Here is an 11,928-nt window from a genome sequence, read left to right as displayed (position 1 = left end):
GGACGCCCGCTCACCGTCGCCGGCCGTCTCAGCCGCCGCCGCGCCCGGACAGCACGCAGAACTCGTTGCCCTCGGGGTCGGCCATGACCACCCAGGTCTGCTCGCCCTGGCCGATGTCGGCGTGCCGGGCGCCGAGGGCGAGCAGGCGTTCCACCTCCGCCTTCTGGTCCTCGGGCCGGAAGTCCAGATGAAGCCGGTTCTTGCCGCTCTTCCGGTCCGTCACCGGCTCGAAGATGATCCCCGGCAGCCGGTCCGGCTCCGGCCGGATCTCGAACTCGTCCGGATCGTCGTTGACCACGACCCATCCCAGGGCCTCGGCCCACCAGCGCCCCAGGGCCACCGGATCGGCCGCGTCCATCACCACCTGCTCCCACTGAAGCGTCATGACCACAGAGTAGGGAAGACTGGACGGCGCGTACGGGGCGATCGACCACACGTACGGGACACGAGACCTGGAGGAACCGCATGACGCGCCCGATCACGGCAGGGGTCGACGGAAGCGAGGAGAGCCTCGCCGCGCTGGCCTGGGCGGCGAGGGAGGCGGTCCGGCGCGGGCTGCCGCTGCGGGTGGTGCACGCCTGGCGCTTCCAGAGCCATGACGCGGTGGACGCCGGCGACGCCGTCACCCAGGAGGGGTGGGTGCGCGAGTCGGTGGGCGGGGCGATCCGCGAGGTCGTCGAACGGCACCCGGACGTCGAGGTGAGCACCGACATCCTCGAGGGCGACGCCGTGGAGACCCTGGTGCGCGTCGCCGGCGAGTCGGAGATGCTGGTGCTCGGCTCGCGCGGGCACGGCCGGATCATGGGCTTCCTGGTCGGCTCGGTCGGGCAGCAGGTGATCGTCGAGGCCACCCGGCCCGTGGTGTTCGTCCGCGCCGGTGACCAGCCGTCCGCCGAGGCCGCCGGTCGCGAGATCGTCGTCGGCCAGCAGGGCGACCCGGAGGACAGCGCCGCCGCGCTGGGCTTCGCCTTCGCCACGGCCGCCGCGCGCGGCGCCACCGTGCGCGCGGTCCGCGCCTGGACGCTGCCGCCGGTCTTCGCCTACAGCCCCGGCTCGCTGCGCCTGATGGACGAGGCCGGGGGGCTCGAGCCGTACGAGCAGAAGGCGCTGGCGGCCGCGCTCGCCCCCTGGCGGGAGCGCTACCCGGAGGTGCGGGTCGTCGAGCACGTGGAGATCGGCAGCGCGGGGCAGGTACTGCTGTCGGTGGCCGGGAACGCCCAGCTGATGGTCGTCGGGCGCCGGGCTCACCGCACGGCGGTCGGCGCCCGCATCGGCTCGGTGGCCCACGGCGTGCTGCACCACGCCGGCTGCCCGGTCGCCGTCGTGCCGCACACCTGAGGGGGCCCGCACACCTGGGGCCCGCACGCCTCGAGGACTGCTCGCCCACCGGGGCCCGTCCCGCCGCGGGCCCCGCACCGGGCGCGCCCGTCCCGAGACGCCCGGTACGGCCGGCCGCTCAGTCGACCACGGTCTGCAGGGCGTCCCGGCTCTTCGGCAGGATGTTCTCGATGTAGTCCTGCACGGCCGTGTCGAGCCCGATGTCGTGCTGGGCCCGCTCGGAGAGGTACCAGCGGTGCTCCAGGATCTCGTGGTAGATCTCCGCCGCGTCCATCCCGCCGCGCAGCTCCGGCGGGACGGCCCGCACGGTCGGCCGGAAGACCTCGCGCACCCAGCGGTGGGCGAGCACCTCCGGCCGGGCGCTCAGCGGATCGCCCGGGGCGTAGTCCTCCTGGGTGGCCATCCAGCTCTCCAGGTCGTTCAGCAGCCGCCGCGCCTGGTTCTCCTCGGTGTCCAGGCCGGTCAGCCGCAGCAGCTGGCGCTGGTGGTGTCCGGCGTCGACCACCTTGGGCACGAAGGTGACCGTGTCGCCGTTGGAGGCGTGCTCGATCTGCATCTCGGCCACGTCGAAGCCCAGCTCGTTCAGGCGGCGGATCCGGCGCTCGATGTAGTGGTACTTGCCCGCCGGGTACACCGAGGTGCGGGTCAGCTCCTGCCATAGGTCCTGGTAGCGGCCGCAGATCTCGGTGCCGAAGTCGATCGGGTCGACCGAGGGGTGCAGGGCGCCGGAGGCCTCCAGGTCGAGCAGCTCGCCGCTGATGTTGACGCGGGCCAGGTCGAGGTCGTACTCGCGCTGCCCCCGCGACAGTTCGGGGTGCAGGTCACCGGTCTCGGCGTCCACCAGATAGGCGGCGTACGCGCCCGCGTCCCGCCGGAACAGTGTGTTGGACAGTGAGCAGTCGCCCCAGGAGAAGCCGGCCAGGTGCAGCCGCACCAGCAGCACCGCGAGCGCGTCCATCAGCCGGTGCATGGTCGCCGGGCGCAGGGTCGTCTCGAACATCGACCGGTACGGCATCGAGCCGCCCAGGTGCCGGGTGATCAGCACGCTCTCCAGCGGTTCGCCGGAGGTGTCGGTGCGGCCGGTGACCACGGCCAGCGGGTCCACCGCCGGGATGCCCAGCCGGTCCAGATCGCGCAGCAGCTCGTACTCGCGCAGCGCGGGCCGCTCCGCGAGCTCCTTGACCGCGATCACCTCGTCACCGGCACGGGCGTAGCGCACCACGTGCCGGGAGATGCCGCGCGGGAGCGGCACGAGGTACTCCTCGGGCCACTCCTCGAGCGGCAGGTGCCACGGCAGCTCCAACAGGAGCGCGGGATGCTCCGGGTTGGTCGCGTTGATCTGCAGGGCCATGCCTCGAGTGTCCTCGTCTTGCGTGTGGTCGTCCTGTTCACCCTATGAGGCAAACGCCCGAGCCGTACGGGCGGCTTCCCGCACGGGGCCCCGGTGCAGCGGACCGTGCCCCGGCAGCAGCAGATCGCCGTCCAGAGCGGCGAGCACGTCCAGGGAGGCGACCGCGGCGGCCGTGTCGTGGTGGAACATGCGCGGCAGCAGCTGCGGCCCCGCCAGCCGCGAGGTCGCATGACCGCAGGCCAGCGCATCGCCCGAGATCACCACCCCCGCCTGCGGAAGGTGGAACGCGCAGTGCCCGTCGGTGTGCCCCGGCGTCGGGACCGGGACCGGCCCGCCCGGCAGGTCCAGCGGGCCCGCCTCGGCGCCCGCCGCCGGGAGCGGCCGGGGGTCCAGGACCGGCACATGGGCGGTGCCGCCGGAGCGCAGCGCCCGCAGCCCCCAGCGCAGCACGCCCGGGCGCCAGGCGTTCAGCACCACCCGTCCCGCGCTCACCTGGTGCAGGAAGTCGCGCCGCGCGTGCGGGACTTCGGCCTCGTGCGCGTACACCGGCGTCCCGTGGGCCGCCCGCAGGTACTCGGCGGACCCGATGTGGTCGTTGTGGGCGTGGGTGAGCAGCACGGCGCTCACCGCCTCCGGCGCCGCGCCCACCTGCGCCAGGGAGTCCAGCAGCAGCGCCCGGTCGCCGGGATACCCGGTGTCGATCAGGGTGACGGCGTCACCCTCGGCGAGGATCACCCAGTTGGTGTGGGTGCCGTGCACCAGGAAGACGCCGTCCGCCGCCTGCCGTACGTCCGCTCTCATGCCCGCCTCGCACTCTCGCCGTGCCGCCCGCCGGACACCAGGGAACCACGCAGGCCGAACAGCAGGCGGGTCACCGCGGTCCTGCGCACGGCGAACTCGTACACCAGCAGGACGGTGGCGAGCGAAGCGGCCACGATCACCAGGTACTTGACGGCCATCGGCGCCTGCCAGCCGACCACGCCGTAGGCGTAGGCGACGACGGCCGGCTGGTGCAGCACGTACAGCGGCAGGGCGGCGACCGCCAGATATCCGAGCAGCGCGGGCCTGCCCGCCGTCCCCTTGCCCGTCGCCGTGTCCGTCTCCTGGCTCGTCGCCGCATCCGTCGCCGGACCGTCCGCTGCGGAGCGCTGCCGTCGCCGGTCCAGCAGGCCGAGGATCGCCAGCACCCAGCACCACCCGGCCGCCCCGAACAGCGCCCGGGTGGCCACCGCCACCGGGTCCCACGCGGTGAACGGGTCGTCGCCGGCGATGAAACCGGGGGCCGTCCCGGCGAACAGCACCAGCCCGAGCACACCGAAGGCGACCACCGCCCGGCTGCTCGCCTCGCGCACCCGCGGCTCGTCGGCGAGGGCGAACCCGTAGGCGAAGAACAGCAGATACGCCCAGCGGTTCCAGCCCGCGAAGCCCTCCTCCATGCCCAGCAGCGCGTTCACGGCGGCCAGCGGCAGTGCGGGCACCAGCAGCAGCGCCGGACGGCGGCTCAGCGCGGGAACCAGCCCCCGGAGGCGGTCGCCAGCGCGCCGGCGACCGGGGCCAGCAGCAGACAGAAGGCGAGCAGCAGCACGACGAACCACAGATGCCCGGTCTCGAAGTACTCGCCGTCCAGCACGAACGGGAAGTCCGCGAGATCCGGCCGCACGGTCAGGAACCGTCGCCAGAAGCCCGGATACGACTCGTCGTAGCCGGGGTCGGCGGCCCGCAGGCGCAGCCACTGCGGCAGCGGGCACAGCACCACGGTCGCGAAGACCAGCGGGACGCCCAGCCGCAGCAGCCGCTCCCGGGCGAACCCGCCGGGCCCGCGCCGGCGGATCGAGTGCCGGGCGCCGAGCCCCGCGACCAGGAACAGCATGGGCATCGCCCACACCACGCCGAACCCGGCAAGCACCGTGACGGCCCCGGTGGTCTGCGGATTCTTGACGTAGAAGTCGTCGTCGGGGGAGAACACCAGCGCGGAGTGGAAGAAGACCAGGCCGAGGACGACCAGCGCGCGCAGGATGTCCAGCTCGACGCGTCGTCCCTCGTACGCTCCCGCACGCCCGCCGTTCGTTCCCATCGCCCCTCCCGCTCCCGGGTGCGCCCAGTGTGCTCGAGCGGCAGAGGGGAGGACAGGGTTCCGGCAGTGGGGCGGGCGCTCTTGCGGCAGTCGGGACGTGCCCTCCTTCACGGCGGGGGCCGGGTCCGGGTCAGTTCACGCCCCGCGGGCGGAACTGGACGCTGATGCGCGGCCCGGCGGCCCGGGTGCTCTTCGGCACCGAGTGCTCCCAGGTGCGCTGGCAGGAACCGCCCATCACGATCAGATCCCCGTGGCCCAGCGGCCGGCGCACGACGGGGCCGCCGCCGGTCGGCCGCAGCAGCAGGTCACGGGCCGCGCCCACCGAGAGGATGGCGACCATCGTGTCCTCCCGTGCGCCCCGGCCGATCCGGTCGCCGTGCCAGGCGACGCTGTCCCGGCCGTCCCGGTAGTAGCACAGCCCGGCCGTGGCGAACGGCTCGCCCAGCTCGTCGGCGTAGTGGGCGCTCAGCGCTTCACGGGCCCCGTCCAGAACGGGATGGGGGAGCGGATCGCCCTCGCGGTAGTACGCGAGCAGCCGGGGGACGTCGACGACCTGGTCGTACATGGTGCGCCGCTCGGCCCGCCAGGGGACCTCGGCGGCCAGGTGCTCGAACAGCGCGTCCGAGCCGCTGAGCCAGCCCGGCAGCAGGTCGATCCAGGCGCCGGAGCCCAGACGCGTGCGGCGCAGTCCGTCCAGCGGACCGAGCCGCGGCTCCTCGGCCTGGTCGAAGAGCGACCCCTGCAGGGCGGCGGGCCGGTGCGTGCTCATGACACCAGCGTACCTCGCATTCGAAAATGCGTTCTAGATCGAGTCCGGGCGAGCACCCACAGGGGTGCAGGGCCGCGGACGTCGCCGCGAACCGCGGAGGCACCCGGCTCCTCCAGCCTCTTCCGATACATCGGTGTATCGAATACGTTCGCGTATCGAACGGAGGTGGGGCGGTGGCGGCCATGACGCGGACCGGCGGCAGCACAGGGCGGATCACCAGACGCCGTGCCCGCACCCGGGCGAACCTCTTGGCGGCCGCCTTCTCCGTCTTCGCGGCCAAGGGCTTCGGACATGTCTCCATCGAGGAGATCTGCGAGACCGCCGGCTACAGCCGGGGCGCCTTCTACTCCAACTTCTCAAGCCTGGACGAGCTGTTCTTCGCCCTGTACGAGGAGCGGGCCGAGCTGATCGCCCGGCAGGTCGCCGAGGCCCTCGCCCAGGACGGCCCCGATCTGGACGTGCCCGCCGCCGTGGACCGGGTCACCGCCGTGCTGCTGCTCGACCGGGACTGGCTGCTGGTGAAGACGGACTTCCTGGTGCACGCCGCCCGCGACCCGGAGGTCGCCCGCGCCCTGCTGGAGCACCGGGCCGGGCTGCGCGGCGCCATCGCCGAGCGGCTGGCCAGGGCCCAGGGGCACACGCCGCTGCCCGCCGTGCTCGGCGACGTCGACAGCGCCGCGCACGCCGTGGTCGCCGCGTACGACGGGGTCACCACCCGACTGCTGCTGGACCGGGACGTCGCAGGGGCCCGGGCCTGGCTGAAACAACTGCTGACCGCGCTGCTCACCGAGGGCAGCGCCGAACCGGCCCCGCGCGGGCGCGAGTGAACAGGGAAGGGGAGGCCATGGACGCCGATGTCGTCGTCGTGGGAGCGGGGCTCGCGGGCCTGGTCGCGGCCCACGAGCTGACCAGCAGGGGCCGCAGGGTCGCGCTCGTCGAGCAGGAGAACGCCGCCAACCTCGGCGGGCAGGCCTTCTGGTCCTTCGGCGGGCTGTTCCTGGTCGGCTCCCCGGAGCAGCGGCGCCTCGGCATCAAGGACTCCTTCGACCTGGCCTGGAGCGACTGGCAGGGCAGCGCCCGCTTCGACCGTCTCGACGACGAGGACTCCTGGGCGGTGCGCTGGGCCCGCGCCTATGTCGAGTGGGCGGCGGGGGAGAAGCGGCCCTGGCTCGACCGGCACGGCATCACCTTCCTGCCCACCGTCGGCTGGGCCGAGCGCGGCGACCTGCGCGCCGACGGCCACGGCAACAGCGTGCCCCGCTTCCACATCGCCTGGGGCACCGGCACCGGCGTCGTCGAACCCTTCGTCCGCTACGCCGAGCAGGCGGCGAGCGACGGGCTGCTCACCTTCTACCACCGCCACCGCGTCGACGAGCTCGTCATGGAGAACGGCGCCGCCCGCGGGGTGCGCGGCACCGTGCTGGCCCCCGACGACTCCCCGCGCGGCGTCGCCTCCAACCGGGACGCGATCGGCGAGTTCGAGCTGACCGCCCAGGCCGTGATCGTCACCAGCGGCGGCATCGGCGGCAACCACGAGATCGTCCGCCGCTACTGGCCCGAACGCCTGGGCACCCCGCCCGCCGAGATGGTCACCGGCGTACCCGCCCATGTCGACGGGCGGATGCTCGACATCAGCGCCCGCGCCGGGGTGCGCCTGGTCAACCGGGACCGCATGTGGCACTACACCGAGGGCCTCCAGAACTGGGACCCCGTCTGGCCCGGCCACGGCATCCGCATCCTGCCCGGCCCGTCCTCCCTCTGGTTCGACGCCCTCGGACGCCGCCTGCCCGAGCCCTGCCTGCCCGGGTACGACACCCTCAGCACACTCGCGTACCTGCGCACCACCGAGGACATCTCCGGGTACGACCACTCCTGGTTCATCCTCACCCAGAAGATCATCGAGAAGGAGTTCGCCCTGTCGGGCTCCGAGCAGAACCCCGACATCACCGCCAAGGACCGCGCCGGATTCCTGCGCGAGCGGCTCCTCGGCAAGGGGGCCCCGGGACCTGTGGACGCCTTCCTGCGCAACGGCGCCGACTTCGTCACCGCGCCCACGCTGGAACAGCTCGTCGACAAGATGAACGCCCTCACCGACAAGCCCCTCCTCGACGCGGCCGTCATCCGGCGCCAGATCGAGGCCCGCGACCTGCAGATCGCCAATCCCTACGCCAAGGACGCCCAGGTACAGGGCATCCGCAACGCCCGCCGCTACCTGGGCGACCGGCTCGGCCGGGTGGCCACCCCGCACCGCATCCTCGACCCCGCGGCCGGACCCCTGATCGGCGTCAAGCTGCACATCCTCACCCGCAAGACCCTGGGCGGCATCCAGACCGACCTCGACTCCCGCGCCCTCGGCTCCGACGGCAACCCGGTCGACGGCCTCTACGCGGCCGGGGAGGTCGCCGGCTTCGGCGGCGGCGGGGTCCACGGCTACAACGCCCTGGAAGGCACCTTCCTCGGCGGCTGCCTCTTCTCCGGCCGCGCCGCGGGCCGGGCGGCGGCACAGCAGACCGCCTGACCGCGCGGCACTGCGGCGGGGCGGGACTCAGCCCTCCTCCAGCAACCGGGCCAGCACGGCCGCCTGGCTGCGCTCCGGTTGCCTGGAGGCGGTCAGCAGCGTCACGGGCCCCTCGGCGACCAGCTCACGCAGGTGCTGGAGCAGCTCGGCCGCCTCGGGGACCTCGAGTTCCGCCTCGTAGCGCTCGCGGAACTCCTCGAACGACCCCTCGCCCGCGTGGTACCAGCGGCGCAGCTCGGTCGACGGGGTGAGCCCCTTGGGCCACTCGTCGATCCGGGCAGCCTCCTTCGCCAGGCCGCGCGGCCACAGGCGGTCGACCAGCACCCGCACCCCGTCGTCCGCCTCGGGCGGCTCGTACACCCGCCGTACCCGCACACTCATCCTCGGCCCCCTTCCGGTGAAGTCCGGCCGGGCGGGCGGCCGGTGCTCCCCGCCCGCTCAGCCGGAACCGCGTCGTGCGGCCGTGCGCCGCTCGAGCGCACGGCGTTCCGTCTCGCCCGTGCCGCCCCACACCCCGGTGGACTGCCCGGTCTCCAGCGCCCAGTCCAGGCACTGCTCCCGCACCGGGCAGCGCCGGCACACCGCCTTGGCCTGCTCGGTCTGCACCAGGGCCGGGCCGGTGGTGCCGATCGGGAAGAAGAGGTCGGGATCCTCGTCCCGACAGGCAGCGCGGGCACGCCAGTCGTCCATGGAAAGTCACCTGTGTCCGGAGTCGGGAACGCATCCCTCAAGCCCCCTCGGGGATGCTCTGCTCCTCTCCGGGTGACCTGCCGGCCACGGGCGAAACAGGACATGTGTCACTGCTCCCGCATGCCCCACGGCGAGCCGTATGCGTTCAGCAGGTCCAGGAACGGCCTCGCCGGGAACGCCTCCGGACCGAGCACCCCGGTGCCCGACCACTCGCCCGTGGCGAGCAGTTCCAGCGCCACCACCGGGTTGATCGCGGTCTGCCACACCACCGCCTGGCAGCCGTACTCGGTCATGGACCACTGGTTGTCGACCACGTGGTACAGGTACACCTCGCGCGGCGCCCCGTCCTTCGTCCCGCGCACCCAGGTCCCGGCGCAGGTCTTGCCGTGCATCCGCTCGCCCAGCGTCGCCGGGTCGGGCAGGCAGGCCGCCACCACGTCCCGCGGCGACACCTGGACGGGCCCCTGCGCGCTCGGCACGGTCACCGGCTCGGTGCGGTCCAGGCCCAGCAGGTGCAGCTTCCTGAGCGTGTCGATGAACTCCCTTCCCAGCCCGTACTTGAAGGTGACCCGGCGCGCGTTCACCCAGCGCGGGACGAGCAGCACCTCCTCGTGCTCGACGTTCACGCACTCCACCGGGCCGATGCCCTCGGGGAAGTCGAACACCTCCGGCTCGCTGAACGGCTCGGTGGTGAACCAGCCGCGGTCCGCCTCGTACACCACCGGAGGGTTCAGGCACTCCTCGATGGTGGTCCAGATGCTGAAGGAGGGCGCGAAGTCGTAGCCCTCCACCGTGAGGTCGGCCCCGTCCCGGACGCCGATCTCCTCGATCTCGTCGAAGAGTTCGTCGGCGGCGTACCGCGCGAACACGTCCGACAGGCCGGGCTCCACGCCCATGCCGACCAGGGCCAGCGCCCCGGCCTTCTCCCACTCGGCGGCCCGTTCGAACTGCTCGTCGCCGAGCTTCACCCCGCACTCCTCGTACGGCCGCTCGGGGTGCGGCTCCGACAGTGACATCGCCATGTCGACATAGGTCACCCTGGCGCCCTGCGCGGCCCGGAACAGCGGCATCACGAACCGGGGGTCGGTGGCGTTGAGCAGCACATCGCACTCGTGCCGCGCCAGCAGCGCCGCCACCTGCGCCTCGTCCCCGGCGTCCACCCGCTCGGCCCGGAACCGGCCGGCACCGTCACCGAGGGCGGAGACCGCCGCCTCGGCGCGGGAGGGGTCGTAGTCGGCCACCACCATCCGGTCGAGGAACGGCCGCCGGGCCGCGATCCGGGTGATCGCGGTACCCACGCCGCCCGCGCCCACGAGCAGTACACGCATGACGCGCACTCCCTTTCCTTGTCCTCGTCTCATGAAAGCGCCGATTGCGCCGAGGGGCCCCTCGAGCCGGATCCAACGCCGGCCGGTGTCGTAAGGTCAATGGTGTTGGCATAAGGGGCGGGCGGCCGCGGCCGGCCCCGGCCCGGGGAGTACCGATCCGTGTGACGGGAGGCGGGCGGGATGGCGAAACCGGTGGTGCCCGAGGAGAAGCGGCGGCGGCGCCGGCCCACCAGGAGCGGACGGGTGCTGTCCGAGCAGCTGATCGTCGAGACCGCACTGCGCCTGCTGCGCGAACACGGCAGCACCGGCCTGACCGCCCGCCGGCTCGGCCTCGCCCTGGACTGCGACCCCAGCACGCTCTACCGCTACTTCCGCGGCATGGACGACCTCACCCTGGCCATCGGCGACGCCCTCGTCGGCCGGGCGCTGCAGGGCTGGCGGCGCACGGGGGAGTGGCTCGAGGACCTGCGCGGCATGGGCCTGCGCATCCACGACGCCTACGTCTCGCATCCGCAGGCGGCGGTGCTGACCGCCGCCCGGGTCACCGGCCGCGCCCATGAGCTCGCCGCGGACGAGGCGGTGCTGGACGTGCTGCGCACGGCCGGTTTCCCGCTGCCGGAGGCGGTGCGGATCTACCACGCCTTCATCGACACCACGCTCGCCTTCGCCGCCCTCGACGCCGCCTCCCTGGCCCTGCCCAGCGCGGCGCTCCGCTCCGACGAGGAGATGTGGCGCTCGACCTACGCCCGTCTCCCCGCCGAGACCCATCCCCGCATCGCCGAGGCGGCCCCCCTGCTCGCCACCCGCATGGTCACCAGCGCCTATCCGACGGCCCTGGACATGCTCCTGGACAGCGCGGCCCGCCGCCTCGAGGGGCAGGTCTCCTGGCGAGCCCGGGGCGGCGCTTAGGGGGACAGCGCCTGCGCCGCCGTCGCGGTCACCGCCTCGGTCACCGCGGTCAGGGCGGGGGAGTCGAGCTTCCACCGCTGCCAGTACAGGGAGCTCTCGGCCTCGTGGCCCGGCGCGAAGAGGGTGAGGCGGCCGGCGCGCAGCAGGGGCTCCGCCTGGGCCTCCGGGACCATGCCCCAGCCGAGGCCCGCGACGACCGCCCGGGCGAAGCCCTCCGAGGCGGGGACGTAGTGGCGGCCCGCGCTCGCCTCGGCGCTGCCGCCGGTCAGCCGGCGCACGAAGGCGTCCTGGAAGTCGTCCGCGCGGTCGAAGACGACCGCGGGCGCCTCGGGCACCACCTCGGCGAGCGGGCCGGACAGGTACCGTTCGGCGAACTCGGGACTGGCGACCGGGAGGTAGCGCATGCGCCCCAGGTAGCGCACCGAGCAGCCCGGCACGGCCTCCGGGGAGGAGGTCACCGCCGCCATGACCGTGCCCTCCCTGAGCAGGGCAGCCGTGTACGCCTCGTCCGCGCGGCGCAGGTCGAACCGGACCCGCAGCCGGTCCGGTACGCGCGTGAGGGCGTCCAGGAACCAGGTCGCCAGCGAGTCCGCGTTCACCGCGATCGCCACCCGGGTCGCCTCCCCGGCGCCGCTCAGGCCCAGCTCCCGTTGGGCGTCCTGCTCCAGCCGGGCCACCTGGCGGGCGAGCCGCACCAGCACCTCGCCCGACTCGGTCGGCCGCACCGGCTTGGTGCGCTGCAGAAGCACCCGGCCGGTGCGCTGCTCCAGCGCCTTGACCCGCTGGCTCACCGCGGACGGCGTCACATGCAGGGCCGCGGCCGCCGCGTCGAAGGTGCCCTCGTCCACCACCGCGAGCAGGGTCCTGACCTGGTCCAGGGGAAGCTCGTCCATCACGCCTGCTCATGGTACTTAAGAATCATTAGCTGGACTGCACTCGGCCGCGCTCCTA

At 73.5% G+C, this 11,928-nt stretch carries 14 protein-coding genes; 4 read left to right on the top strand and 10 right to left on the bottom strand.

Features of this window, described 5'->3' with window-relative positions; translation table 11 throughout:
• Positions 1–28 precede the first annotated feature (28 nt).
• Positions 29–385 carry a VOC family protein gene (locus HCJ93_RS25045; RefSeq protein ID WP_167998082.1) on the bottom strand — a complete coding sequence of 119 codons (357 nt, stop codon included), beginning with the start codon at positions 383–385 and terminating at the stop codon, positions 29–31.
• A gap of 80 nt (positions 386–465) precedes the next feature.
• On the opposite strand from HCJ93_RS25045, the gene HCJ93_RS25040 reads away from it, so the two are divergent.
• Positions 466–1,338 (top strand): universal stress protein, encoded by an 873-nt coding sequence (locus HCJ93_RS25040; protein WP_167998081.1) that lies wholly within the window; start codon positions 466–468, stop codon positions 1,336–1,338.
• Between the two features lie 118 nt (positions 1,339–1,456).
• Here the strand turns inward: HCJ93_RS25040 and HCJ93_RS25035 are convergent, their stop codons facing one another.
• The 5 genes from HCJ93_RS25035 to HCJ93_RS25020 form a co-directional block, all read right to left on the bottom strand.
• Complete coding sequence (locus HCJ93_RS25035; RefSeq protein ID WP_167998080.1) at positions 1,457–2,689, bottom strand: DUF4032 domain-containing protein; 1,233 nt, start codon at positions 2,687–2,689, stop codon at positions 1,457–1,459.
• Positions 2,690–2,731: 42 nt separating this feature from the next.
• Entirely contained in the window at positions 2,732–3,490 is a 759-nt protein-coding gene (locus HCJ93_RS25030) for an MBL fold metallo-hydrolase (RefSeq protein WP_167998079.1), read from the bottom strand.
• Complete coding sequence (locus HCJ93_RS29930; protein WP_309141501.1) at positions 3,487–4,167, bottom strand: acyltransferase family protein; 681 nt, start codon at positions 4,165–4,167, stop codon at positions 3,487–3,489. Before HCJ93_RS29930 ends, HCJ93_RS25030 begins: the two co-directional genes overlap by 4 nt.
• Positions 4,168–4,190: 23 nt before the next feature.
• Positions 4,191–4,763, bottom strand: coding sequence for an acyltransferase family protein (locus tag HCJ93_RS29925; RefSeq protein WP_277350771.1), 573 nt, complete (start codon positions 4,761–4,763; stop codon positions 4,191–4,193).
• Between the two features lie 130 nt (positions 4,764–4,893).
• The gene (locus HCJ93_RS25020; RefSeq protein WP_167998078.1) at positions 4,894–5,532 is read right to left on the bottom strand and encodes an alpha-ketoglutarate-dependent dioxygenase AlkB; all 639 of its coding nucleotides are present in this window, start codon (positions 5,530–5,532) and stop codon (positions 4,894–4,896) included.
• A 182-nt stretch (positions 5,533–5,714) separates the two neighbouring features.
• Here HCJ93_RS25020 and HCJ93_RS25015 point away from each other — a divergent pair, with 182 nt between their 5' ends.
• Complete coding sequence (locus tag HCJ93_RS25015; RefSeq protein WP_167998077.1) at positions 5,715–6,359, top strand: TetR/AcrR family transcriptional regulator; 645 nt, start codon at positions 5,715–5,717, stop codon at positions 6,357–6,359.
• A 17-nt stretch (positions 6,360–6,376) separates the two neighbouring features.
• Positions 6,377–8,050: an FAD-binding dehydrogenase gene (locus tag HCJ93_RS25010; RefSeq protein ID WP_167998076.1), complete on the top strand. Its 1,674-nt coding sequence runs from the start codon at positions 6,377–6,379 to the stop codon at positions 8,048–8,050.
• Between the two features lie 27 nt (positions 8,051–8,077).
• On the opposite strand, the gene HCJ93_RS25005 is transcribed toward HCJ93_RS25010, so the two are convergent.
• From HCJ93_RS25005 to HCJ93_RS24995, 3 genes are all read right to left on the bottom strand, one after another.
• Positions 8,078–8,431, bottom strand: a complete 354-nt coding sequence (locus HCJ93_RS25005) for a DUF488 domain-containing protein (RefSeq protein WP_167998075.1) — start codon at positions 8,429–8,431, stop codon at positions 8,078–8,080.
• Between the two features lie 57 nt (positions 8,432–8,488).
• Positions 8,489–8,740, bottom strand: a complete 252-nt coding sequence (locus HCJ93_RS25000) for a WhiB family transcriptional regulator (protein ID WP_167998074.1) — start codon at positions 8,738–8,740, stop codon at positions 8,489–8,491.
• A 107-nt stretch (positions 8,741–8,847) separates the two neighbouring features.
• Entirely contained in the window at positions 8,848–10,068 is a 1,221-nt protein-coding gene (locus HCJ93_RS24995; protein WP_167998073.1) for a saccharopine dehydrogenase family protein, read from the bottom strand.
• A gap of 180 nt (positions 10,069–10,248) precedes the next feature.
• On the opposite strand from HCJ93_RS24995, the gene HCJ93_RS24990 reads away from it, so the two are divergent.
• Positions 10,249–10,977 (top strand): TetR/AcrR family transcriptional regulator, encoded by a 729-nt coding sequence (locus HCJ93_RS24990; protein ID WP_167998072.1) that lies wholly within the window; start codon positions 10,249–10,251, stop codon positions 10,975–10,977.
• Here HCJ93_RS24990 and HCJ93_RS24985 read toward each other — a convergent pair.
• Positions 10,974–11,870 (bottom strand): LysR family transcriptional regulator ArgP, encoded by an 897-nt coding sequence (locus HCJ93_RS24985; protein WP_167998071.1) that lies wholly within the window; start codon positions 11,868–11,870, stop codon positions 10,974–10,976. The genes HCJ93_RS24990 and HCJ93_RS24985 overlap by 4 nt on opposite strands.
• Positions 11,871–11,928 lie beyond the last annotated feature (58 nt).

Source organism: Streptomyces composti (assembly GCF_012034205.1).
In the GTDB taxonomy this organism is placed as follows: Bacteria; Actinomycetota; Actinomycetes; order Streptomycetales; family Streptomycetaceae; genus Streptomyces; species Streptomyces composti.
This window is presented reverse-complemented; position numbering and strand designations above follow the sequence as displayed.